This window comes from Tardiphaga sp. GW821-FHT12E02 (assembly GCF_058807155.1).
On record NZ_JBXAQK010000001.1, the window covers coordinates 2454453 to 2478595 of the forward strand.

Sequence of the window (24143 nt, forward strand, 5' to 3'; positions counted from 1 at the left end):
GGCCGCCCAGCTCAGTTTATGGGGATCGTTGAATCGGCCAGGATGGATGTCTTCGTCACTCGAACCGTATCCAGGCGAGCCTTGAGATTGGACATCAGCCGAATGCGGGCGTCCGCCAGTGCCGGAATATCGACCAGTCTTCTCTGGACAAGCACGCCGTCCTGATCCCGGAATGACAATACATAATTCGCGAGCACGGATGGATCGAAGAGCTCGGTGGTCACGGATATGCTGTCGATATATCGGCTGCCCGCTTCGCCGGTGATATGGGCGATGGAGAAAATGAAACTCCGTTCGCTATCAAGCAGTTGATAGTCGAGCGCGTCGACGTCTTCGCTCGCACCAACAAGCTGGGATGGCTTGGTATAGAGTCGAACGGAGCGCTTGTGTTTCGCTGAGAGATACGCGGTCCAGTAATCGGGGGCGACGACCGTGAACCACGATCCGCTGCCGAATCTCGGTGCGAAAATGATTGGCGCTGTCTGCTTTGCGGCGTCGATGGTCTTAAGCGCCAGTGCAAGCACGTGCCATCGGCCCGCTTCCGGACGCATGTCAGCCGCGATTGCATCGTTCATTCTGCTGCCAACGGCGGAGAAGGCGCCCAGCACGATTGCCAGCGCAAGGGCTATGACGGGCCCAACAACGCGGATCGAAGCAAATGGCATCAAAATTCCGGCGATCATCAGGCTGACGCCGAAATGGGATACGATCGTCATGACGTATGAATTGATGCCGTATTCAAGACACCAGGTCTGATACTTGGCAGTCATGGCAACGGGCAGTATCGGCAAGAAGGTGATGATGCCGCCAATCAGGATCAGCGGGATGAAGCGCCAGACGGTGACGCCTTGTCCGGGCATTCGCCGCAACGTGACAAAGGCCGCATATGCAGTCATCGCGCCAATCAGGATATTGCCTGGATAGGAGGGCAGTTCGCGCACATAGCTATAGATCGTATAGTAGATGGCGCTGCCGGTGTTCGTCAGAACGTCCGCATATGAAACCTTGTAAGGAATCATCATGTCGTAGAGGACCGAGCCGCTGAGCGAAAAATTCAGCAGCGTGGACGTGATGTTGGCTGTATTGAAAGGCGCTAGCGAATGGCCTGTATATTTGGACGGATGTGCGATCATCCATCCGATCGCCAGCAAAGCATATAAAGTCGGAACAGCGAGGCTGACGAGGACAAGGTTGCGCGTGCGGCCGCGGGTGAAGTCGCTGACCCGAAACGTCAGAACCGGTTTTTCGAGGGCGACGTTGCCCAGAACGCTGCAGACAAACAGCGCGCAAAAGACGAGGACCACGCCCTCATTGTTAAACAGTGACGCAAACAGGAACAGAATGCTTGAGACGAGAGCGACTTTTGCGCCTGAAAGAAAATAGTGGCGCGCCGCCAAAATCGCGAATGCGCAGAGAGTTGCCGATGGCCAGACCAGCAGTGGGTAGGCCGTGAATATGGAGCCTTCCCAGCGCAGGGCGAACAGGCCCAGAAACAGGCATGCCGTGAAGCCGGCCGTTCGACGGCCCCAATAGCACGACACGACCGCGTAAAAACTGACAAAGAAGACGGCAAAGCTGCCCAGTTTGACCAGACTATCGAACCAGCTACCTTCCCAGGACTCGGCGCGCAGCATCAGGTTTCCAATCGGGAAGGCCCATATGCGCCCCTGAGTTCGAGCCCAGTCCCCGACCGGGTCGACGTTCGGCAGATGTGACAGCAACGCCCAGACGGCGTCGTCCGTATGCATGGGACCCATGTCCCATACCCGCAAGCACAAGCACGCCAGCAAAAGTGCGATGATCAGGCCATCGATCGCGATGAAGTCCGAGACCTGAGACAGACGCGCGCGAGCAGCCAGGATCTTTTTAATACTGATCTGCATCGATGCTGGGATCAATTTCTTGTCGCGGGGTGAGGCATCGGAACCGACGTCCTGTAAGACCATGGGCAGTTGCTGCGCAAATCTCGGACTATTCAAAATTGACGCGTTCGCGTTCGATCACCATCGGGCGGCGCCTGACCTGATTGAATATCGCAACGATATATTCGCCGAGCAGCCCCAAGAACAACATCTGAACGCCGCCGAAGAAGAAGATGGCGATTACGATCGTCGGCGTGCCCTGAGGACCGAGGTCGAAACCGAGCAGCTTCAGGACAAGCAATGTGAACGCGTACATGAAGCTCAGGAGCGCGATTCCGAAGCCGGCAAAAAATGCAATGCGCAGCGGCGCGCTGCTGAAGCTGATGATCCCGTTCAGGCCCTGGTCGACAAGCTGCCAGAGGCGATTCCGTGAAATGCCGTGTTTGCGCGGTTGCCACTTGTAGGGCACGCCGACCGACCGGAAGCCGGCATCGAACGGCATCATGCGCATGAAAGGCTGGACGTCCTCGAAGCGCTTCATCGCATCCAGGACCTTGCGATCCACGAGCTGATAGTCGCCGACATCCGCCGGGTAAGTCACATAGGACATGCGGCTGATGAACTGGTAATAGAAGTGTCTTGCGGTGCGCAGCAAGATGGGCTCGTCGCGCTCGGCCCTGATGCCGAACACGACTTCGTTGCCGGCTTCCCAGTGCTTGACGAACGTCGTGATCAATTCTGGAGGGTCCTGCAGGTCGGCCGGTACGAACAGGACGATGGCGTCGCCAGTGGTGCTGAGAACTCCATTATAGGTATTGCGCAGAATGCCGAAGTTCCGTGAGTTGACGATAATCTTGACCGACGGATCTTCTGCCGCAATGGCTTTCAGGATCTCGACCGTGCGGTCAGTTGATGCGTTATCGCAGAAGATGTGCTCGCGGTCGTAGCCAGGCAGCTCCCGCGCGAACAGGTCTTTGATTGCCTGATAGCACTCGGTGATCCCGTCTTCTTCGTTGAAGCATGGTGTCACGAGGCTGATAGTTTTACGCACTTGGCGAACTCCGGAACACGAATAGTTTCAGGACCAAAAATGTACCAATCACGACAGGGGGCAGAACGAGGGCCTGAGCGACGAGCGGATGGATACCCCAGGCGAGCACAGTGCGCAGCAGGAGAACGTTAAATCCATAGATGACGAGGTAGGCGAGCGCAAATCGGAGGAAGTTTCTTGCGCCCCTGTTGCCGCGAAAGACGAGGCGGCCCGTCGTCATATAATTGAACCCCACCGCAATGACGACGGTAACAAATAACGCCAGTTCCGGCGCCAGACCTGCGAATATGCCAACGGCATAGACCGCATAGCCAAAGGCAGTGTTCAGGAGGCCAACAATCAGGAAGCGGGCAAATTGACCTGCCGTACGCCTACGGTCGGCAGGAATCATGGGATATCGCCAGTAGTCAACACGTGGTTGTTTCGCCGTCATTCGACGGGAAGCATACCTTCCCACCTGAGCCGCCATATCTAAACTCGGTTTCACTCTGTATTGGAGGGACTGGCCAAATTCAAGCGGCATTCAGTGGCCTCGTCGGCGAGGCTAAGGTTGACAAAAACGCTTGGAAACGTGCAGTTACCCGTACCTAAAAGCCCGATTTATTTAACATTTTCGAAAGTGGTCTGATGAAAGTTGTCATCCTTGCAGGGGGCCTTGGCACGCGTCTGGCTGAGGAAACGAGCGTCCGGCCAAAGCCGATGGTGGATGTCGGGGCACGGCCGATTCTCTGGCACATCATGAAGATCTACAGCCACTACGGGTTCAACGACTTCATCATCTGCCTTGGCTACAAGGGCTATGTCATCAAGGAGTATTTTGCCAACTACTTCCTGCATATGACGGATGTGACGTTTCACCTGGCGGAGAACCGGATGGAGGTTCATCGCGAGACTGCCGAGCCCTGGCGGGTGACGCTGGTTGATACTGGCGACGAAACAATGACCGGTGGGCGTCTCAAGCGAGTGTTGCCCTACGTCGCGGACGAAGAAGTATTTGCCATGACATATGGCGATGGTGTCGCGAATATTGATCTGGCGGCCGAGTTGGCTTTTCACAAATCTCACGGCAAGCAGGCGACGGTGGCTGCTGTGCGCCCAGCCAAGCGGTTTGGCGCGATTTCGATCGAGGGCGATCACGTCAAGAGTTTCCAGGAAAAGCCGGCTGACGACGGCGGCTGGATCAATGGCGGCTTCTTCCTGCTTTCACCGAGCGTCGGCAAGCTGATCGCGGATGATAGCACGGTGTGGGAGGGCGAGCCGATGGAGACGTTGGCGCGGACCGACGAATTGCGCGCCTATGTTCATCACGGTTTCTGGCATCCAATGGACACCATTCGCGATCGGACTTTCCTTGAAACGCAGTGGACCAGCGGGAAAGCCGAGTGGAGAGTTTGGTGATCGATCCGGATTTCTGGCGCAACCGCCGCGTTTTTCTGACAGGGCATACAGGCTTCAAGGGCGCCTGGATGTCTCTGTTGCTGCGTTCGCTCGGCGCTGAGGTTTCCGGTTTCGCATTGCCGCCGGAGAGCGAAAAAGACCTGTTCAATATCGCTGGCGTCGAAAACGATGTGAAACATCAGATTGGCGATGTCCGTGACCTTTCGTCCCTGAGTGATTCGCTTCGGGAGGCGCAGCCGGATGTCGTGATCCACATGGCTGCGCAGTCGCTGGTACGCCTGTCCTACGATCAACCAGTGGAAACCTACGCGACCAATGTGATGGGCACGGTGCATCTTCTGGAGGCCGCGCGTTCGGTGCCAGTGATCCGTGCGATCGTGGTTGTGACCAGTGATAAATGTTACGAAAACACCGGTGTGCTGCGTGGATACAACGAGACGGACCCCATGGGTGGATACGATCCCTACAGCAGCAGCAAAGGGTGCGCTGAGATCGTAACGGCGGCCTATCAGCGCAGCTTTTTCCATGACGGATCGTCGGCCCTAGTGGCCAGTGCGCGTGCCGGTAACGTCATCGGTGGCGGGGACTGGGCTCGCGATCGGCTGGTTCCGGACATGATGCGGTCATTCATTGCCGGAGATGTGGTTCGAATTCGCAACCCGGACGCCGTCCGCCCCTGGCAGCATGTCATGGATCCGGTTATTGGTTACCTGACGTTAGCTCAACGTCTGGTTCAAGGCGGGCGTCAGTTTGCCGAGGGGTGGAACTTCGGGCCGCACGAAGACAGCGAAGTTCCGGTCTCCACACTTGTACGGCAACTTGCCTCGCATTGGGGTGCTGATGCCCGATGGGAACTGGACAAGGGTGACAATCCGCATGAAGCCGCGTATCTGAAGCTGGATTGCAGCAAGGCGCGTACGCGCCTCGAATGGCGCCCGGTGATCGAATTCGATCGCGCCCTGCAGTTGTCGTCGGAATGGTATCGTGCGTGTCATGAACGCGCAGATATGCGCGCTGTAACCCTTCGCCAAATTAACGAGATCATCGGCGGCTGACCGATTTGAAGGCTGCTTGAAACCAAAATGCAGGAGACTAAGGGTGCTCGGTTCCATCGTAGAGATTAAGTCATGTGAAGTGTGCGGTGGTTCGGATCTGAGCCCTGCCATCGATCTCGGTCTTCACCCGATGTGCGACGATCTTGTTCCCTTGGGAAATGACTACGTCTGCAAGGAATATCCGATCGATATTCTCTATTGCAGCTCATGCCGAACGGCACATCAGCGCTTCCAGATTCCCAAGCGGGAGCTGTTTCCGACCACCTATCACTATCGCTCGCGCCATACGATGGACGTGCTGAATGGGATGAAGGATCTGGTTTCGGCTTGTGAAGCGACGCTGGGAAATCTGTCGGGCAAGAAAGTACTCGATATTGGCTGCAACGACGGAAGTCTGCTGTCTTTCTTCGCGGAAAAAGGTGCCAAGACATTCGGCATCGAGCCGACCGGCGCCGCCGCCGATGCCGCGGAGCGGGGACATACCGTTATCAATGACTTTTTCTCCGAAGAAGTCGCAGATCAATTCGTGCGCAAGAATGGCAAGCCGGACGTGATCACGTTCACCAACGTCTTTGCCCATATCGAAGACCTGAAGGGTGTCGTCCGCGCGCTGAAGATCACTGCTCATGAAGGGACATTGATCGTTATCGAGAACCACTATCTCGGTGCAATCCTCGAACGAAACCAGTTCGACACTTTTTATCACGAGCACCCTCGCACCTATAGCCTGACGTCCTTCGTTCACATCGCGAAGTCGCTCGGTATGGAAATCGTGCTGGCCGAATTCCCGAAGCGCTACGGTGGCAATGTTCGCGTGTTTCTCCGAGCAGCGTCGAGTGATGCGGCCGTGCGTGAAAAGCTCGCGGAAATCGACAGCCTGGAAGGCGGCTTCGGCGACGGCTTGATCAAACTCGCCGCTCAGGTTGCCATCTGGAAGGATAACAAGCTCGCGCAGATCGAGGCCGAAGTTGCCAAGCATGGGCCGCTTGCGGTCAAGGCCTTTCCGGGACGTGCTGCAATTCCCGTGAAGATGCTCAATCTCTCGACGGCCCATATTTCGGCAGCCTATGAAAAGCCATCGTCGGCGAAGATCGGCAACTACATTCCAGGTACGCGCATTCCCATTCGCTCCGATGATGAGTTCACGCCGGCGCTCGTCGGTGATGCTCCGGTGCTAAACCTGGCTTGGCACATCGCCGACGAGATCAATGGATATCTGCGCCAGCGCGGCTTTAATGGCCCAATTATCGATATCATCGCACCGGAAGATTTTTTGGAGCGGCGGTGACGTTCGCGATCTTCGGATCGGGCTTCGGGCTCTACGGTTACATGCCGGCGCTGATCGGTCGCGGTCAGCGGGTCGTTTTTCCGGCGCGATATCGCGAGCGCTTTCAGTCGCGCAAAGAACTGGCGCGCTTTGCCGGCGATATCGTGTGGGCGGATGACGAGGAGGCGGCTCTGGCAGGCGCGAGCGGTGTCGTCGTCGCGTTGCGCCCCGGCGATCAGGCCGCCTGGATTACGCGTTGCTTGGTTCAGCCTCAGCTCACCAACCTGATGCTTGAAAAACCCCTGGCTCCGACGCCCGACGAGGCGCTGCGCTTGCATCGCCTGCTGAGTGCCAGCGGAAAATCGTTTCGCATCGGTTACACGTTTTGCGCAACGCCCTGGGCGGCGGCCGTTCGTGAGTTCGCTGCCCAAAGCCCGGATGGCGTGTTGTCGATCGACTGGCAGTTCATAGCGCATCACTATCGGCACGATCTGCCGAACTGGAAGCGGTCCCATGCGGAAGGCGGCGGCGCGATCCGCTTCTACGGCATTCAGCTGATCGCCGTGCTCGCCGAGCTCGGCTATCGGGATGTCGTTGAAAGCCGCTCGTTCGGGCCCAGGGAGCAGGAAATAGCACGATGGACCGCCACGGCCGTCGGTGAAGGCCTGCCGGATTGTCGGATCGTCGTTGATTGCAGATCGGACGTCACCGGGTTCGTGATTCAGGCACAGCCGCCGCGCGGTCAGCAGAAGCGCTTGTTCGACAATCGCGATCCATTCGGGGACGATGCGCGCATGGCAACGCCGGACGCGCTCGATAGCCGCGTCAGCCTGCTACAAGAGCTGGTCGATCCGCTGCTTCAGCCCGGCAGCGTTCCACCGATCTGGTACGACGAAGTCCTGCTGCTCTGGCAGAAGATTGAGGCTCGCTCGGTATTCTCGCCGTCCTGAACTATTGGCTCGTATGGGCCTCGTATTGATCAAGGATGTCGTCGATCGGGCCGATCGCGCGCACCTGTCCGGCTTCCATCCAGATGCCGCGATTACAAAAGCGACGACAGATCGCCTGACTGTGCGAGGCAAGCACCATGATGCTCGCTTTTTCAACGAAGCGCTGGATGCGTTGCTCTGCCTTGGAGATGAAGCCGGCATCACCCGCCATGATCCACTCATCCATCAGCAGGATTTCCGGCGCGAAGCAGGTTGCGACGGCGAAGGTGAGGCGGGTCATCATGCCTGATGAATAGGTGCGCACGGGGATATCGAGGTAGTCACCAAGTTCGGTGAAATCGATAATGTCCTGCATCCGCTCCTCGATTTCGTCCGGACGCAACCCGAGGATAAGCCCACGCAGCCGGATATTTTCGTAGCCGCTGATTTCCTGGTCGATGCCGAGGCCGATGTCGAACATCGGCGAGATACGACCGCGGCACGTGACGCTACCGGAGACTGGCTCATAGATGCCCGCCATCACCCGCAACAGGGTGGTCTTGCCGGCGCCATTGGAGCCGATCAACGCGACCCGGTCGCCGGCCTGAATGTTCATCGAGACGTTGCGCAGCGCTTCAACGGTGATGCGCTGGTTGGCATCGGTCGCGAGATGGCCTCCGGAACCGCGAAACATCAGGCTCTTTTTCAGGGAGCGCGAGCCGCCGTGATAGATCGGGAATGAGACACTGACGTCCTGCAGGACGAGTTCGGTGACGGTCGATTGATCGGTCATGAATCAGACCCAGTACGAAATACGGGAACGGAAGCGGGCGAAGAACAAGCCGGCAACGACAAGGTTCAGCAGGGTGATGAGGAGAGCGGCCAGATAATGTTTCGGATCGGGTACGCTGCCAAGCAGCGGTCCGCGGATGATTTCAACCAGATGAAAGAACGGATTGGCATCCGCGATGTATGTCCGGTTTCGAAGCAGCTCCGGCTTCCACATGATCGGCGTGACAAAGAAGACGATCTGCACGACGGAGTTGACGAGTTGCGGTATGTCCCGGAAGCGCGCCGAAATCATGCCGAGGGTGAGACTCACCATGGCGCCATTGAGAAGCAGAACGGCAAGGCCGGGAATGGCGAGCAGCGCGGTCGCGCCGGGCCAGATGTCGAAATACCAGATGACGCCAAAATAGATCAGGAAGTTATGGAGAAAGATGATCAGCTTGCTCCAGCATGATCTGAAAACATAGACGGTGTAAGGCAGCCGAACTTGCTTGATGTAGGATTCCGAGCCCGTGAACAGCGTGCCGCCTTCCATCAGGAAGTTGGACATCAGATTCCAGATCAGAAGTCCGACGCACAGGAACGGCAGGAAGTCGTTGATCGGCGTCTTGAATAGTTCCGCATAGAGAACGCCGAGTGACACCACCATGATGGCCATACTGGCGGTCAGCCATAGTGGGCCGAGCATCGAGCGGCGATAGCGCTGCAGGATATCATTCCAGCCGAGGCGGCCCCATAGCGGCCAGAGCGAAAGGCCAGTCCTGACATCAAGCCAGGCGCGGTCCCAAGATTTGTTGTGCCCACGACCGACAGACTGTTTCTGCATCGTGGCCAACTCGGCGTTATCTGTCACTGGCATCCGGTCGCATCCTGCATGCTGTTGCGCGGCTTCTGGCGAAGGACGTCCTGATAGACGTCTTCCATCCGCGCAACATATCTTTCTTGGCTGTATTCCGACTGCGCGCGCACCTTGCCGGCATCGCCGAGCCTCTTGGCGAGAGCTGGATCATCCAGAATACGGCTGATGGCCTCTGCAAGCCCTCGTGAATCGTGCGGCTTCACCGTCAGCGCTTCCTGATCGTGCCGTGCGATATGCGGAACGGCGGTGGTGAGCGATGTATTCACGATCGGCAAGCCAGCGGCCATCGCTTCGAGCTGAACGATGCCGAAGGCTTCGGCGCGGGTCACCGACGGAAAGGCAAAGACCTTTGCCGCGTGAAGATAGGATTTGATATCGCTTGCACTCACGCGCCCGGCGAATGTCACACGGTCGGGGACGCCGGCTTCATTGGCGATCCCTTGCAGATCCTCGCGCAGCGGCCCTTCACCGATGAACACGACGTGCCCGTCGATATCGCGCATTGCTTCCAAAAGGACGTCGAAACCCTTGTAAGGCACCAGACGGCCGGTCGCGATGATCATGCGTGGGTGTTTCTGCCGGAGGCGCTCCGCTTCGGCCTCTTCCTCCGCCGTGCAGGTCGCCCAGTAGCCGATGTCGATTCCATAGGGAACGATCGCGCATTTCTCCGCAAACGGCGGCAGGAAGGGAGAACCGTCGATTGTGGATTGGTCGGCGACGACGATCTTGTCGGCGCGGGCGAGAGTCCGCACGATCGAAGGCGACAACAGCTTCTTCAAAAGCGCACGGCCCAAGATATCCGCATGCCAGAAAACGATCAGCGGCTTTTCACGTGAGAGATATGGAACCGTGACGTCGACGATTGGGAAGGGCGCATGATGGACCAGAATGTCATTCGATCTGATGCGGTCCATCAAGGCGAAGGGAAAGCCAGGGGCCATCGGTGTCGAGAACAGATTGCCCAGCGACGATACGGCGCGGACTGGAACGCCATCAAGGTTGAATTCCCGCGCCATGCCGCGCAGTCTCGCGACGAGAATTTCATTCAGCGTGCCCGCTGGCGACGGTCGGCTCAGGGTCGCCATCGCGAACGGTATCCCGCCGTCCACGTCGGGCCGGTAGACCTTGTAGCTGTGCAGGACTTTCAGTGCGGCGCTCATGGCGCGGAGTAACCTCGGAAAATCGAATGACAAGACCGGTGGCCATCGAATACCGACATCCGTGCGCGATCTACCTGTCCCTGAACCGGGGGTATTGGGCCGACGTCGGTATTAAGTAAAGTCATTTATTGTCGCTGGATATGACCGTTTCGGACCAAAGGAAAGCGTCCCGACGATACGCCTAAGATGCGGATTCTATGGAATATTTATACGCGTCTGCAATGATCCGGGCGCTGCTGTCCCAGCTGAAAGCCTCCGCCAGTGCGACCCGTTGTTGCGAATGCTGGCTATCCTCGACCGACTCCTCGATCAGCCGCCGCATCGGGGCAAGCCAGGCATCGACATCGGTGGCCGCGACGGTGATGGCGTGTCCACGGGTAATCTCATCCATGCAAGTGTTTTCGCCGTGGACCACCTGGGTGCCGCAGGCCAGGGCCTCGACGACCGGCATGCCGAATCCCTCATAAATCGAGGGAAACAACAGGGCGACGGCGCCTTCATAGAGCGCACGCAGATCGGCGTCGGATACCGATCCGAGGAAACGCAGACTGCCTTCGCCCACCAGGTTGGCGGTTTCCCGTGGCAATTCGAGCTGTCCCCAGCCGCTGTTCCCAACGATTGCCAGCGGCATCTGGCGGCGCTCAGCGGGGGATAGCTGGGCGTAGGCGGTGATCAGGGTCCTGAGGTTTTTGCGGGGCTCCAGGGTGCCGACGGCCAGGAAGTAGCCCTTGTAGACTATGTCGAACTTGACGATGGCCTGCTCGGTCGCTGGCCGTCCCAGCGGTCGGAAGATGTCGCTGGCGGCGGGTGGAGCCACAACGATCTTGTCTGGCGCGCATCCGTAGACATCGACGATCTCGGCTTTGCTGAATTCGGAAATGGTGTGCACGACCGAGGCGCGTTCGACCACCCTGGGGAGTTTTTCCAGCTGGCGAAGGCGATCCTTGGGGTGCGCCTCCGGATAGCGAACGAAAGAGAGGTCGTAAACGACAGGCAGCACGGGGACGTTCAGGTCGGCGAACGGCACGTAGCGAAATGCATGGAAAACATCCAGGGACACGTTCTGGGGAATTCTCTGAAACCGGATCGCCTGGAACTCGCGATAGAGGCGGCGCGCGGTCGGCGCCTGCGCAAGCCTTGCACGCAAGGCGAGCGATGCTTTACGGGTCAGCGATGCACGCAGCGACAGCTTTTGGCTGTCCGCATGTTTGCCCTGCATCTGCTCGATACGGGCCAGGTCTTCCGCGCCGAACGGGCGGCATGCCATGTGCGAGAATTCATAGAATTCCAGAGCGGCCTTCTGCTCCAGCAATGCTTTCATCAGATGAAAACAGTAATTGCCGATGCCGGTCATCGAGCCGCGCAGAATGTCTGTTTCGAAGCCGACGGATATCGAGGTCACTTTTTCCAGTACCAGTTGTTCTTCACCACGACGCTGATCAGAGCCTCCGTGCTTTGCTCCCAGGTCAGGCGCTTCATGCCGCTTGAACAAGGCGACGTCTTGGCAGCGGATGCTGCGAGCCACTGTTCGATATCTCGTGCAAGCTCGTTCGGATCTTCGGTCTTGACGAATGTGGCATGCCCATCCGCGATCTCGCGAAATACCGCAATGTCGGAACAGATGATAGGCGTGCCGTAGCTGGCGCTCTCAACGAGCGGCAGGCCGAACCCTTCGCCCTTGCTCAAAAACAAAACGGTCGATGCTCCGCGATAGAGCTCGGCGATCTGGACGTCATCGAAGTCCTCGAAAAGAAACAGCGTCTTGCCGAGGGCCGAATGCTGACGCAGTCGCTCCATGAAGCCTTCAAGCAACCACCCCTTGCGCCCGGCAATAGCGAGCGAAAGGTTTGAGCCTTGCTGCCAGAGACGTTCAAACGCGTCGAGGGCAAATTCATGGTTCTTGCGCGGTTCGATCGTCCCGACCATCAGGGCGTAAGGAAGCGCGACGTCCAGCGTTGCCCCGGATTTCGCCCGATCGGGAGAGACCGGCGGCAATGAACCAAGATGCCAATAGCCAACCTGCAGACCCGGAGCTCCGAGATCGTGCTGCGCCATGTAGGCAATCAGTTCATCCGCAACCGTGCGTGATATACAAATGAGGTTGTCGCTCGAAGCGATCGCACTACGCACCCAGCCCTCGAACCAGACTTTTCCGCCACTGACCACGTCCGTTGGTGGCAGCGTAATTGGCAGCAGGTCGTAGATCGCCGTTGTAATGGGAACGTGCGCGTTTCGGGCACGCTGGAAGATGTTCTTGAACTGATCATATTCGGCCCAGGACGAATCCAGCATCAGCAGGCGGTCTCCGGACCTGAATGTGATGGGGGTTCGTATGGCCGGCGAACTTTCGAAGGGCAGCGTCAATCCCTGCTGTTCGAGCCATCCCGTTGCCGGAAGGATGTCGTCGCCTTCGCGTTGAAAAGCAACCACATCGAAGTCGACACGTCCGCGCAGATAGGCAGCGCGAATTGTCTCCCTGACAACGCGTGGAATACCGGTGCCATGATCGCCTCTGGCGATGTGACTGACGTCGATCAGCAGGCGCGGGCGAAGGAAAGCCGGTGCCCTGAATCCGCTGACGAATTTTGCGATTGAGTCTGTCGCCTGCGCCGATTGATGGGTTGCCGCGAGATGCGGACCGATTTCGGTGGCCAGTGTTTCGATCCTGGTCGCAGCGTGACGGCTGGCAAATTCTTGGATTGCCGCTGCGTATTCCCGCGCGCATTGGCGCGGATTGTGATGAGTGCGGACGTAGTCCAGAGCTCTATTTGCGAGATCCCTGCGTCGCTCTGGCAACTGACTCAATGCCAGAAGACTCTGTGCGATCTCGGTCGCGTCTGGATCTGCAGTTAGTTTGACAACGACATCGTCCGGATAATCCCGGTAACTCGCTTCTTCATTGACGATCACAGGCACGCCATAGGCGACGCAGTCGAGCACGCCTTTCGGAGTGCCGCCACGGCTCTTGGTCCGGAGCTGTACTGCGATATCGACGATGCGCATATAGGCTGCGTAGTCGTCGTCGGAGAGGAAACCGGTGACCTTGATCCGCTCGCCAAGTCCGGACTTCTTGATCCGCTCGCCGAGATCGAAGCCGAAATGATCCTTGGCCAATTCTCCCACGAACACCAGGTGGCATCTGGAATCCGCAGCGAGTTCCGAATCCAGAATGGCATCCAGAAGACGGTCGCCGCATTTTGTCCAGGCGACGTGACCGAATGTGGCGATAACGACGTCGGTCGGACCATAGCCGAGCTTGGTGCGTTCTTCGTCGCGGCGCGCGGAGCTCCAGGCCTCCGGAATGATCACCATCTGCGGAATGGTGCGATAGGGTGCCCGATAGCCCTCCGGATAGAACTGGCGCGCAATTTCCAGATTGAAGGGGGAATGCGAGATGACCCCGATTGCCTGGTTCAAGACACTCTTCGTGCAGGGCAGATCGACCACGGTCTCGCCGACGGGATCGGGGTTCTTCATGATCGGCGCAAACGACTTCCGCGCGACGCCACCATGGGCTTCGAGCATCTCGTATGCGTAGCGGTTCGTTTCACCCATATGGAAGTCGAGATAGGCAAACAGGCCGCTGAGATAGGCATCATGCAAGCCGACGATGCCTGGAAATTCTTTCAGCAGCGGCAGCATATGCGCATGGAATTCCGAATTCCCGAACTCGTAGAGAATTGCATCATAGGCCTTGGCATTGGCCGTGAAGCCGGCAGCGTCGAAGATCCGAAATGCAGCGTTGAGTTCCGATCCGGTCACGCCATCGCCGATGATGTAGACGTCGATCTCAAAGTGCTCGGCCAGGAATGGAAGGAACTGCGCATTGTAGTCAGCAATGCCGGAGCGGGCCGGGGGCAGCGGCGTCAGGACGGCAAGACGACCACGCTTCATCCAGCCGGCAGCAGCGGATGAAACGCCGGCGTGTCGCTTGCGGCGAACGGCCTCGTCGAAGGCCTCGATAGCCTGCCCGGCAGCGGCCGGCCAATTGAACCGGGCTGCACGCTCGACGCCATATTGGCGCAAATCCGCAGCGAGGCCAGGCGTGTTGAGGACGCGATGCATTGCTTCGGCTGTGGCCGCCGGTTTGCGGGAATCGAACAGCGCATCGGAACGATCGATGAGTTCCTTGATGCTGGAATTGTTGCCGCCGATAACCGGAGCACCACATGCCATGGCTTCCAGAACAGGTAAGCCTAGGCCTTCGTAAAGCGACGGGAAGACGAAGAGGTCGCAGGTTGAATAGAGACCGAGCAGATCGTCCTCGGGAAGATATCCCAAGAACAGGATGTCGTTGTCGGCAAGGCCTGCCTGTTTTGCGGCGGCCTGGAGGGCCAGCTTGCGGTCCGGCTCCAGCGCGCAGACGATCACGAGTTGCGTGTCACCTCGCGTTTCGGGCGGCAATTCGGCATAGCCGTTGATCGCGCCCTGCAGATTCTTACGATGATCGTCACCGCCGGTGTAGAGAATGAAACGCGGTCGGACGATCTGGTATCGCGCCATGAGTTGCGCGCGGATGGTCGTTGCATCGGCAACCGGACGGAAATGGTCGGAGATGCCGCCGTAGATGGTGACAATCCGGGACGGATCGAGGCCCAGCAATTCGATCGCGTCCTGGCGGCTCGATTCCGAGATCGACAGAAGCAGGTCCGCATTCCGCAGCAACTGCACGCGCTGCATGTACCAGGCTTTGAACCGCTTATCGCGAAAGTAGTAATCGCTGAATCGCATCGGTATGAGATCGTAAAGTGTCGCCGAGAACACCTGACCGGTCGGACGATTCTTGAGAAAAGGGATCGCGACCCTATCGCTATATCCTTCGAACAGATGAGAAACGTGGACGACGTCCGGAAGGGTCGAAGCGACGACGCTTGCATACAAGGCAGCGTCCAGCGCGTCCTGTTCTCCGCCTTCAAAACTCCGCCGCCCCGGCAGTTCGGGCAGGACCGGCGGGCGGATCATGCGTTCTTCGGGGAATTCCGGCCAAGAGATCCCGAACGGGAGGCGCGGAGCGGCAAGTCCCAGGAACTCCCGATGCCCGGCCTGACGGACCATTTCGAGGAACAGGGAGCGGGAATACCGACCGACACCTCGGTGGGCGGAACCGGCCGTCTGGCAAGCCTGCAAGTCCAACGCAATGCGGATTGATCGAATATCGATTTCACGCATCGATCCGCTTTCCCGGGTTCCAGACAGCCGCTTCTCGCTTCAGGCAAATCATGATGGCTTTGTATTCTTCGGTCGTCTCATCGATGACGGGGGCAGGCGGAGGATTGGTTTTCCCGGCATAGGTACTTGAATAGTACAGGCTGGGATGTGCCAGACGACGATAAATCCCGCGAAGAATTCGGTTCGACGCGATGCGTCCGAATAATCCGGGTGCACGCGATCTGGCCGCTTGCGCGCACCGACGCAGAACACCTCCTAAATTCAGTCGCTGGGTCAAAGGCGTAGTGCTCCAATTCAACCAAGGGCGTTGATGATTGCCAGTGACGGCGACAGTTTGAGAACGCAAGCTCGATGTCGTTTCTGGATCATCATCGAACTGTTCTTATTATGCTGGTTTCGGATCGCGCGTGGCAACCGCTATGTACTTACGGCTTGCTGTCGGAAGTCCCGGCGACAGCCTCGCGCGCGTAAGCCAGAATTTGCCTCAGAGTTTCATCAAACTCATAGCGTGGTCGCCAGTCCAGAACATCGCGGGCACGGGTCGCGTCACCGACAAAGCGTGGTGTATCGACGGCCCGTAGCCGTGTGGCGTCCTGTTCGATAGCGATTCTTGTCCCGCTGATCTGAATGAGGCGGTCAAGGATATCGCCGACCCGGCGCGGAACGCCCGATGCGACGTTCAGGATCGTTCCCCGGGACAAGGAAGCCGAGCGTGCGACGACGCAGGCATAGGCCGCGGTAACGTCACGCACATCGAGAAAATCACGTTCGGCGTCCAGATTTCCGACGTGGATCACGGGGGGCTGTTGCTTGGCTTCGATCCGCGCGATCTGCATGGCAAAGCTCGGAATGACAAATTCTTCGCTTTGGCCGGGGCCGGTATGATTGAATGGCCGCATCCGGATACATCGCAAGCCGCCCTCGGCCATGGCACCGAGTGCCAGATCCGCAGCAGCCTTGGTGACCGCATATTCATTGGTAGGGGCGAGTTGGGCCTGCTCGGTCAGCGGCAGCCCAAGCCTTGCCGTGGAACCGTAGACCTGGCCGGAGCCGATGAACACGAGCGTGCATTCGGGCGCGTGACGCAGGATCGCGTTGGCGAGATTCAGCGTTCCGAACACATGAACCTGCCAGGCAACATTCGCTTGCGCGCTCGCCGCGGGGACCGCGGCAAGGCCTGCCAGATGAATGATGTGATCAGGCCGGACATCGGCGATCGCCGACATCACAGCCGACTCGTCGGTGACATCAAGTGGCACGACGGTCATGCCCGAGGATGACGTTTCGCCGGACTTTGAGGTCAGGCAGATTTCAACATCGGCCCCAAATTCCTGCTTGAGCGAGCCAATCAGATGCCCGCCGACAAACCCGGTTCCACCCGTAACGAGAACTTTCATGTCAAATCTTCACGAGTCGGAGCGAGGTGTTCGTCGGTCGGATAATCAGAGATGTTCCCGCTTCTTCAGGCGAACGATATCCGCATCCACCATCTCGGCGACCAGCTGTTCGAGTTGGGTCTCGCACGACCAGCCGAGCTTGGTTTTCGCCTTGTCTGCATTGCCGTGGAGAATGTCGACTTCGGCGGGGCGCATGAAGCGCGGGTCGACGACAATATGATCCTGCGCCACAAGACCGACGTGGTTGAAAGCCAGGTCGCAGAATTCCTTCACGGAGGCCGTGCGCCCGGTCGCGATTACGTAGTCGTCGGCGACGTCCTGCTGCAGCATCATCCACATCGCCCTGACATAGTCACGGGCATGGCCCCAGTCACGCATCGCGCTGAGATTGCCGAGCGAAATGGAGCTTTGCATGCCGAGCTTGATGCGCGCCACGCCGTCAGTGATCTTGCGGGTCACGAATTCGATGCCGCGCAGTGGTGACTCATGGTTGAACAGAATGCCGCTCGAAGCGTGCATTCCGAAGCTCTCGCGATAATTGACCGTCATCCAGTGGGCGTAAAGTTTAGCCGCTGCGTAGGGCGAGCGAGGATAGAACGGTGTCGTCTCGGACTGGATACGCTCCTGGATCAGGCCGTACATTTCGGACGACGATGCCTGATAGAAGCGGGCCTCAGGGCAGACGATCCGGGCGGCTTCCAGCATATTCGTGGCGCCGAGCCCGGTGACCAGACCAGTGAGATACGGCTGCTGCCACGACGATTTGACGAAGGACTGAGCGCCTAGATTGTAGATTTCGTCCGGCTTCACTTCCTGGGCAATTCGAATCAGGCTTGCAAGGTCCGTCAGGTTGCCGTCGTGGATATGGACCTTGTCCGCTACGCCCACCCAGACGAGCCGCGAATTGATGACGTCCGCCGACGCGCTGCGCCGAACGATACCATGGACCTCGTAGCCCTTCGACAGCAGGAATTGAGACAGATACGCACCGTCCTGCCCAGTGATACCAGTGATAAGTGCGCGCTTCATGTTTGTACTCAATTCGAGAGTGCTGGTGGTTTCTGTGAATGAGGGAGGCAGCCGGGAGTGGCTGCCTAGATGATCTCAATCTCAGGCAGGGGAATAATCAGCTTGCCACCCTTGTCGAGGTAGTCCTTCTCGCGCTGAAGAATCCCTTCCTTGAAGTGCCACGGAAGCACCAGCATGTAATCGGGATTCATGGCCTTGGCGTCGGCTTCCGACACGATCGGAATCTTTGTTCCGGGCGTGAATGATCCATACTTGTCCGGGTTGACCTCCGCGATCGCCATCAGATGCTTCTCTGTAATTCCGCAGAATTGCAGGATGACATTTCCTTTGGTCGAAGCGCCGTAGCCGACGATCTTCTTGCCGTCTGCAACGAGTCCTTCGAGGAGGCGCATGAGGTCATCGCGATGGCGATAGACCCTCTCTTCAAAATCGCGGAACGGCTTCGGCGTCTTGAGGCCCATACGGTCCTCTTGCTGAAGCATCCAGTCGATCACCGCACGATTGACGGCAACCTTGCTGTCCTGCTTGGCAGCGGTGACTGCGAAACTGCCGCCATTGACGGCATTCATCTGAACGTCGACGACCTTCATGCCTGCGGCCTTGACGATGGTTTCGACGGCCGTCAGCGAGTAGTATTCAATGTGTTCATGGCAGATCGTGTCGTACGAGCACATCCGCAGCATCGACGGCATGTAGCTCTGTTCGAAATGCCATAGACCGTCTGGCGCCAGGATCTGCTCGATTTGCCGCGCGAACGAGACGGGATCTTCGAGATCGTAGAACATCGCGATGGATGTCACGATCTGAGCCGGCTTGTCGGTCGACTTGCGGTAATTCTCGGCAGTAAAGAAATCCGGCACCAGGGTCACGTCGTCCGGATAGTATTGCTTGAATTTGGCACCCGTCGGGTCGATGCCGATGCGGGTCAAATTCGCGGTTTCATAGGCGCGCAGCGACGTGCTGTCGTTTGAGCCGATGTCGAGGACGGCCATGCCTGGCTTCAGATCGGCGCGCCGTTCCAGCGCACGAATCTTGCGCGTCAGATGCGCAACCATCGATTGATTGAGACCGGACCTGTAGCCGTAATTGTCGCCATACATTTCGTTGGCGTCGTAGGAGTGAGCGAGCTGCAGCAGCCCGCTGTCCGGGCACCACAAAAGCTCGAGCGGGCCATTGGTGATCTCGGTGTCACGATTCTTCGGGAATACGCCGGTCAGCTGTTGCGATCCGAGGTTCAGGACCGAAACGAGATTCGTGCTGCCACTCAAGCGGCAGCGATCGATTCGTCGATATCCAACGTTATTCATTTGAATCCTTGTCGAGATAACAGGGGCATCTAACCCGGAGTTACTACGGTTTTATGTGTCCTTGTTTCCAAGGTCTACTCCGCTGGAAGGCTTTTAAGCAATGCCTGCGTGCCGGGGAAGGGGGGCGTTCTCGGCTGACTTTGGGGCGACCGGCCACAGTAGTTGGTTGTCCACTGACCGCAGAACTATTGTTTCAGCAGAGCAAACGGGGGCGGTTCCGCGTCATTGCGAAACGGGCTTGTATCCTGCGGCATATGACAATCTGAAGACTGCCTGGTTTGCACCATGCTATTGCCATATTATTGCCGCGACCGGTATATGGTCGCGCGCTTCAGGCGTTTTTGGATGGATTTCACCTGAGGGGGTTCATTCCAGGGTTGTTCTACTCCCCTCAGACGTTAGCCGAATAGGTAAAAATGCTTAGAGTAAGTGTTGTTGTTCCCGCGTACAACGAATCCGCGACCATCACCACGTTGCTCGGTGAAGTCCGGAAGCAGAAAGTCGATGGTGTTTCGTTCGAGGTGATCGTTGTCGACGACGGCTCAAAGGATAATACCGTCGAACTTCTCAGGCAGCAGCCCGACCTTTACGACCAGCTGATCGTGCAGCCCCGGAACGGTGGCAAGGGCGCCGCGGTTCTTGCGGGATTAAAAGCCGCCACGGGCGACTATATCCTGTTCCAGGACGCAGACCTCGAATACTCGCCTTCCGAATACGCGGCCCTGATTTTCCCGATTACCGCATTCGGGGCGGAAATCGTCATGGGCAGCCGCTTCGCGGCGCCGAGATACACGCGTGTTCAGTATTTCTCGCATAAGGTTGGCAACAGACTCATCACCTTGGTGTTTAACCTGCTGTTCAACGCGACATTTACGGACATCTACAGTTGCTACTTGCTCTATAAGAAGGATCTCGTGCCGCCGGACGAATTGATTTCGTTCGGTTGGGAACAGCAGGCTGAAATCTTGTGCCGCGCGATTCGGCGGGCAAAAATCATGTATGAGATTCCGATCAGCTATCATGGGCGTAGCTACGAAGAGGGCAAGAAGATCCGGGCGCGTCACGTCATTCCGGTTTTCGGCATGTTGTTTCGGCGCTGGATTTCCAGATAAGGAGAAAAGAGATGGTCTTTATTAAACCGGTGACGGACGAAGAGCGCGCGAGCTGGCCGAAGACTGTGAAGGTCGAACTGGCGAAGGCTTTCGAGGATGAGCGAGGCGCTATCCAGCCGCTCGTCGACGTGACGATGGAAAGTTGCGTTCTGATCACATCGAAGCCGGGCTCGGTTCGCGCCAACCATTTTCACAAGACTGACTGGCACTACTGTTACGTGCTGTCTGGTGAGATCGAGTACTATCATCGCCCGACCGGCACCGAGGACAAGCCCGAGAAGGTCATCATCCGGGCCGGCGAATTGTTCTGGACCCCCCCGATGGTGGATCATGCCATGGTGTTCCCGGTGGAGACGTCATTCCTGACATTTGGCCGGAACTCGCGGGAGCAGGCCGTCTACGAGGCCGATGTCGTTCGCATCCCGCCGATCAATCCGTAACGGGTGCGATGATGTCGAGCGTGAGGCGCAGGAGTGACTGTCGACTGTGTGGAAGCAAGCATGTCGAGCTTGCTTTCTCCCTCGTGCCGACACCGCCGGCCAATTCTTTCGTGTCTGTCGAGCAACTGACGGAGGCACAGGAGTGCTTTCCGTTGGATGTGTTTTTCTGCGCCGACTGTACGCATGTGCAGCTGCTCGATGTCGTCGATCCCAAGGTGCTGTTTGAGCACTATGTCTACGTGTCGGGCACATCTCCCAGCTTCGTTCGGCATTTCGAAGACTATTCCGATGTTGTTGCGAAGCTCACCGGGCCTTTGACGCAGAAGCTGGTGGTCGATATCGGGTCGAATGACGGCACGCTGTTGCGTGCGTTCCGCGATCGGCATTCTGCGACTGTGTTGGGTATCGATCCGGCACGGAATCTGGCGCAAGCGGCGAGCGAGGCCGGAATCGAAACCATCGCTGACTTCTTCTCGCCGGCGCTCGCTGAGAAGATCGCATCGGAGCGGGGGCAGGCGGCGGTCGTCACGGCAAACAATGTGTTCGCCCATATCGACGATCTCTCCGGTATCGCCGACGGCGTATCGACCATGCTGGCGCCCGACGGCGTTTTTGTCTTCGAAGTGTCCTATCTGCTGGATGTCGTCGAGAAGACGCTGTTCGACACGATCTATCACGAGCACCTGGCCTATCATGCGGTTCGGCCGTTGCTTCCTTTCCTGCAGCGCCACGGTCTCGAGTTGATCGAAGCGCTGCGGATACCGAGCCATGGCGGCAGCCTTCGCGGCGTCGCGCAGCGCATCGGCGGACCGCGTCCGCGGGGTGCTTCTGTGGACGAGGCCCTGGCTCTGGAAACGCGGGCCGGACTTGAAAACCTGTCGACCTATGTCGGGATGGCCGGGCGGATCCGCGAGCTTGGAGATGAACTGCGCGCGCTGCTCGTGAAGTTGAAATCGCAAGGCAAGACGATTGCGGGTTTCGGCGCGCCGGCCAAGGCCACGACACTGATGTATCACTTCGGTATCGACGCCGACCTGATCGACTTCATTGTCGATGACAATCCCCTGAAGCAGGGGACGTTCACGCCTGGGATGCATGTCCCGGTCTTGGCGTCGGAAGCTATTGAGGAGCGGCGCCCGGATTACATGCTGCTTCTGGCTTGGAATTTTGCCGAGCCCATCATGACCAAGACGTCAGCCTTTCGCGAGAAGGGCGGACGTTACATCTTACCACTTCCTACGGTGAAAGTTCTCTGATCATGCAGTACCGCCTCGATTCCGATATCGCCGAAATCGCTCAGCATCTCGGAGAAGCTGCCCAGGATTTTTCGGGCAAGACGATTATCATGACAGGAGCGCGCGGATTTCTCGGGCGTTACTTCACCGATGTCTTTGCCTATCTCAACGAACACGTGCTGGAGAAGCCGTGCACATTCGTGGGCTATGACAATCTACTGACGGCTGGTGAAGCCGGCGGCCAGATCACCGAACGTCCGAACATGAAGTTCATCAAGCACGACGTGACCCAGCCGATCGATTGGGACGGCGACGTCGATTACATCATTCATGCTGCGGGCATTGCCAGCCCGTTCTACTATCGTGCCTATCCGCTGCAGACTCTCGAAGTCGCAATCACCGGCACCCGCAATATGCTCGAGCTGGCGACGAAGCACCGCGCGCGCATGGCATTCTTCAGCTCGTCGGAAATCTATGGCGATCCCGACCAGCGCCACGTGCCTACGCCGGAGAGCTATCGCGGCAGCGTCTCCTGTCGCGGCCCTCGCGCCTGCTATGATGAGAGCAAGCGCGTCGGCGAAACGCTCTGCCACATCTATCACGAGACCTTCGGCACGCACTCGACCACGATCCGTCCGTTCAATGTATACGGACCCGGCATGCAGGAAGCTGACTATCGCGTGCTTCCGAACTTTGCGAGCCGGATCAAGGCGGGGCAGCCGCTGAACGTCTACGGAATCGGAACCCAGACGCGAACTTTCTGCTACATCACCGATGCGGTGGTCGGCTTCCTGCTGACCTTGACGCGCGGCGTGTCGGGCGAGGCCTATAATATCGGAAATCCGACACCGGAAATCGGCATGATCGATCTCGTCAAGAAGATCGAGAGTGTCATCGGACGTCCTGTCGCTCACAATGTCATCGAGTATCCGGATAGCTATCCTGCAGACGAGCCGCTGCGCCGTTGCCCGGATATCCGTAAGGCGCGCCTGCAGCTGAAGTACGAGCCTCGCGTCAGCCTCGATGACGGGCTGCAGCGCTTCTTTGCCTGGACCGACAAAACCTATGTCGGCGTAAACTAGCGAATGCCCGGGCCGGTCCGTCTTGGTCTCGTTGGGGTCGGGCGGTGGGGGCGCAATTATGTGCGCACCATTGCAGAACTCGACGATGCGAGGCTGACCGCCGTCGCGAGTTCGAATCCGGATACGCGCGAGATCGTGCCACCGGATTGCGACATTGTCCCGGATTGGCGTGATCTGTTGAGTGACGACGTCGATGCGGTGATCATCGCGTCGCCGCCCTCGACGCATGCCGAAATACTTCTCGCGTCGGTCGCGGCCGGAAAGCCTGTTCTGGTCGAAAAGCCGCTGGTGACGACGGCGGCGGATCTCGCGGCGATCGCCCAGGCCGTCACGACTTCGCTGGTGATGGTCGAGCACACGCACCTGTTTCATCCTGCTTTCCGCGCCCTCAAGACGATGGTGGCCGACAGGGGGCGGCCGGTGGCGATTCGTGCCTCTGCAGGCAATACCGGGCCCTATCGGACAGACACATCGGTGCTTTGGGACTGGGCGCCACATGACATGGCGATGGCGCTCGATCTGGTGCCGGGTCCGGTCGACGTGCGCCGCGCCGAAATCGTCGAACGCAGCTATGTCGGGGCTGTCGCCGCCGAGCGGATAGCGCTTGATCTGCAACTGGACGGTGAGGTTCCTTGCAGTTTGATGCTGAGCACGCTCGATGCGCGGCACCGCTGGTTCGCAGTCGACTACGCTGAATGCACGCTGATTTATTCGGACCGGGCTGAAGAGCCGCTACGTATGGTCGATCATTCGGCAGCGGCGCCGGATGCCGATGGACGCGTGCTGCCGGTCGCTGGTGACCGACCGCTTACCGTTGCAGTGCAGGAGTTCGTCGCGGCCGTGCGTGGGGATCAAAAGGTCGCGGCAAACGCCACGGTCGCGCTGCAGGTCGTCGATGTCCTGCTGCGATGTGAAGCCGCTTTGTCGGAATGATAAGCTGCGACCGAATGAACGTCCTGCTCACAAAGCAAGCTTTATGCATGGCGACTCCGTTGACCTCTC

Annotated in this window: 20 protein-coding genes; 9 read left to right on the forward strand and 11 right to left on the reverse strand. The window is 58.3% G+C overall.

All coding sequences use genetic code 11. The annotated features are described in order from the left end of the window. Window positions 1-11: 11 nt before the first annotated feature. From AC1RQ5_RS11605 to AC1RQ5_RS11615, 3 genes are read right to left on the reverse strand one after another with little or no spacing between them, the layout of a single operon-like run. Window positions 12-1946 carry a hypothetical protein gene (locus tag AC1RQ5_RS11605; protein ID WP_493199057.1) on the reverse strand — a complete coding sequence of 645 codons (1935 nt, stop codon included), beginning with the start codon at window positions 1944-1946 and terminating at the stop codon, window positions 12-14. 25 nt (window positions 1947-1971) lie between these two features. Then, a complete protein-coding gene (locus AC1RQ5_RS11610; protein WP_493199059.1) occupies window positions 1972-2913 on the reverse strand; it encodes a glycosyltransferase family 2 protein in 942 nt (313 codons plus the stop codon). Further along, window positions 2906-3304 (reverse strand): GtrA family protein, encoded by a 399-nt coding sequence (locus tag AC1RQ5_RS11615; RefSeq protein ID WP_493199060.1) that lies wholly within the window; start codon window positions 3302-3304, stop codon window positions 2906-2908. The genes AC1RQ5_RS11610 and AC1RQ5_RS11615 overlap by 8 nt, the downstream gene beginning before the upstream one ends. Window positions 3305-3540: 236 nt before the next feature. Between AC1RQ5_RS11615 and rfbF the strand changes: the two genes are divergently transcribed. The 4 genes from rfbF to AC1RQ5_RS11635 are packed head-to-tail and all read left to right on the forward strand — an operon-like array spanning window position 3541 to window position 7583. Next, window positions 3541-4311 (forward strand): glucose-1-phosphate cytidylyltransferase, encoded by a 771-nt coding sequence (gene rfbF, locus AC1RQ5_RS11620; RefSeq protein WP_493199062.1) that lies wholly within the window; start codon window positions 3541-3543, stop codon window positions 4309-4311. After that, the gene (gene rfbG / locus AC1RQ5_RS11625; RefSeq protein WP_493199064.1) at window positions 4308-5366 is read left to right on the forward strand and encodes a CDP-glucose 4,6-dehydratase; all 1059 of its coding nucleotides are present in this window, start codon (window positions 4308-4310) and stop codon (window positions 5364-5366) included. The genes rfbF and rfbG overlap by 4 nt, the downstream gene beginning before the upstream one ends. Before the next feature lie 43 nt (window positions 5367-5409). Next, a complete protein-coding gene (locus AC1RQ5_RS11630; RefSeq protein WP_493199066.1) occupies window positions 5410-6654 on the forward strand; it encodes a class I SAM-dependent methyltransferase in 1245 nt (414 codons plus the stop codon). Next, window positions 6651-7583 (forward strand): Gfo/Idh/MocA family oxidoreductase, encoded by a 933-nt coding sequence (locus AC1RQ5_RS11635; RefSeq protein WP_493199068.1) that lies wholly within the window; start codon window positions 6651-6653, stop codon window positions 7581-7583. Before AC1RQ5_RS11630 ends, AC1RQ5_RS11635 begins: the two co-directional genes overlap by 4 nt. Before the next feature lies 1 nt (window position 7584). On the opposite strand, the gene AC1RQ5_RS11640 is transcribed toward AC1RQ5_RS11635, so the two are convergent. From AC1RQ5_RS11640 to AC1RQ5_RS11675, 8 genes are all read right to left on the reverse strand, one after another. Further along, complete coding sequence (locus tag AC1RQ5_RS11640; protein ID WP_493199070.1) at window positions 7585-8355, reverse strand: ABC transporter ATP-binding protein; 771 nt, start codon at window positions 8353-8355, stop codon at window positions 7585-7587. 3 nt (window positions 8356-8358) lie between these two features. Further along, entirely contained in the window at window positions 8359-9177 is an 819-nt protein-coding gene (locus tag AC1RQ5_RS11645; RefSeq protein ID WP_493203391.1) for an ABC transporter permease, read from the reverse strand. 23 nt (window positions 9178-9200) lie between these two features. Further along, window positions 9201-10370: a glycosyltransferase gene (locus AC1RQ5_RS11650; protein ID WP_493199072.1), complete on the reverse strand. Its 1170-nt coding sequence runs from the start codon at window positions 10368-10370 to the stop codon at window positions 9201-9203. A 181-nt stretch (window positions 10371-10551) separates the two neighbouring features. Beyond that, entirely contained in the window at window positions 10552-11862 is a 1311-nt protein-coding gene (locus AC1RQ5_RS11655) for a glycosyltransferase family 4 protein (protein ID WP_493199074.1), read from the reverse strand. Beyond that, window positions 11769-15539 (reverse strand): glycosyltransferase, encoded by a 3771-nt coding sequence (locus AC1RQ5_RS11660; protein WP_493199076.1) that lies wholly within the window; start codon window positions 15537-15539, stop codon window positions 11769-11771. Before AC1RQ5_RS11660 ends, AC1RQ5_RS11655 begins: the two co-directional genes overlap by 94 nt. Window positions 15540-15964: 425 nt before the next feature. Continuing rightward, window positions 15965-16936, reverse strand: a complete 972-nt coding sequence (locus AC1RQ5_RS11665) for a GDP-mannose 4,6-dehydratase (RefSeq protein WP_493199078.1) — start codon at window positions 16934-16936, stop codon at window positions 15965-15967. 45 nt (window positions 16937-16981) lie between these two features. After that, window positions 16982-17965 (reverse strand): GDP-mannose 4,6-dehydratase, encoded by a 984-nt coding sequence (gene gmd / locus AC1RQ5_RS11670; protein WP_493199080.1) that lies wholly within the window; start codon window positions 17963-17965, stop codon window positions 16982-16984. 65 nt (window positions 17966-18030) lie between these two features. Further along, window positions 18031-19233, reverse strand: a complete 1203-nt coding sequence (locus tag AC1RQ5_RS11675) for a class I SAM-dependent methyltransferase (protein ID WP_493199082.1) — start codon at window positions 19231-19233, stop codon at window positions 18031-18033. A gap of 455 nt (window positions 19234-19688) precedes the next feature. On the opposite strand from AC1RQ5_RS11675, the gene AC1RQ5_RS11680 reads away from it, so the two are divergent. From AC1RQ5_RS11680 to AC1RQ5_RS11700, 5 genes are read left to right on the forward strand one after another with little or no spacing between them, the layout of a single operon-like run. Further along, the gene (locus tag AC1RQ5_RS11680) at window positions 19689-20384 is read left to right on the forward strand and encodes a glycosyltransferase family 2 protein (protein WP_493199083.1); all 696 of its coding nucleotides are present in this window, start codon (window positions 19689-19691) and stop codon (window positions 20382-20384) included. An 11-nt stretch (window positions 20385-20395) separates the two neighbouring features. Then, on the forward strand, window positions 20396-20824 hold the full coding sequence (locus tag AC1RQ5_RS11685; protein WP_493199085.1) for a cupin domain-containing protein: 429 nt from the start codon (window positions 20396-20398) through the stop codon (window positions 20822-20824). Window positions 20825-20835: 11 nt separating this feature from the next. After that, window positions 20836-22080: a class I SAM-dependent methyltransferase gene (locus tag AC1RQ5_RS11690; RefSeq protein ID WP_493199087.1), complete on the forward strand. Its 1245-nt coding sequence runs from the start codon at window positions 20836-20838 to the stop codon at window positions 22078-22080. 2 nt (window positions 22081-22082) lie between these two features. After that, on the forward strand, window positions 22083-23141 hold the full coding sequence (locus AC1RQ5_RS11695; RefSeq protein WP_493199088.1) for an NAD-dependent epimerase/dehydratase family protein: 1059 nt from the start codon (window positions 22083-22085) through the stop codon (window positions 23139-23141). Between the two features lie 3 nt (window positions 23142-23144). After that, on the forward strand, window positions 23145-24074 hold the full coding sequence (locus AC1RQ5_RS11700; RefSeq protein WP_493199089.1) for a Gfo/Idh/MocA family protein: 930 nt from the start codon (window positions 23145-23147) through the stop codon (window positions 24072-24074). Window positions 24075-24143: the final 69 nt, after the last annotated feature.

Bases quoted from the DNA above. Each gene is read 5' to 3' on its own strand.
- AC1RQ5_RS11605 (WP_493199057.1), bottom strand. From the start codon at position 1,946: ATGGTCTTACAGGACGTCGGTTCCGATGCCTCACCCCGCGACAAGAAA.
- AC1RQ5_RS11615 (WP_493199060.1), bottom strand. From the start codon at position 3,304: ATGATTCCTGCCGACCGTAGGCGTACGGCAGGTCAATTTGCCCGCTTC.
- rfbF (WP_493199062.1), top strand. From the start codon at position 3,541: ATGAAAGTTGTCATCCTTGCAGGGGGCCTTGGCACGCGTCTGGCTGAG.
- AC1RQ5_RS11640 (WP_493199070.1), bottom strand. From the start codon at position 8,355: ATGACCGATCAATCGACCGTCACCGAACTCGTCCTGCAGGACGTCAGT.
- AC1RQ5_RS11645 (WP_493203391.1), bottom strand. From the start codon at position 9,177: ATGCAGAAACAGTCTGTCGGTCGTGGGCACAACAAATCTTGGGACCGC.
- AC1RQ5_RS11650 (WP_493199072.1), bottom strand. From the start codon at position 10,370: ATGAGCGCCGCACTGAAAGTCCTGCACAGCTACAAGGTCTACCGGCCC.
- AC1RQ5_RS11660 (WP_493199076.1), bottom strand. From the start codon at position 15,539: ATGCGTGAAATCGATATTCGATCAATCCGCATTGCGTTGGACTTGCAG.
- AC1RQ5_RS11665 (WP_493199078.1), bottom strand. From the start codon at position 16,936: ATGAAAGTTCTCGTTACGGGTGGAACCGGGTTTGTCGGCGGGCATCTG.
- gmd (WP_493199080.1), bottom strand. From the start codon at position 17,965: ATGAAGCGCGCACTTATCACTGGTATCACTGGGCAGGACGGTGCGTAT.
- AC1RQ5_RS11680 (WP_493199083.1), top strand. From the start codon at position 19,689: ATGCTTAGAGTAAGTGTTGTTGTTCCCGCGTACAACGAATCCGCGACC.
- AC1RQ5_RS11685 (WP_493199085.1), top strand. From the start codon at position 20,396: ATGGTCTTTATTAAACCGGTGACGGACGAAGAGCGCGCGAGCTGGCCG.
- AC1RQ5_RS11690 (WP_493199087.1), top strand. From the start codon at position 20,836: ATGTCGAGCGTGAGGCGCAGGAGTGACTGTCGACTGTGTGGAAGCAAG.
- AC1RQ5_RS11695 (WP_493199088.1), top strand. From the start codon at position 22,083: ATGCAGTACCGCCTCGATTCCGATATCGCCGAAATCGCTCAGCATCTC.
- AC1RQ5_RS11700 (WP_493199089.1), top strand. From the start codon at position 23,145: ATGCCCGGGCCGGTCCGTCTTGGTCTCGTTGGGGTCGGGCGGTGGGGG.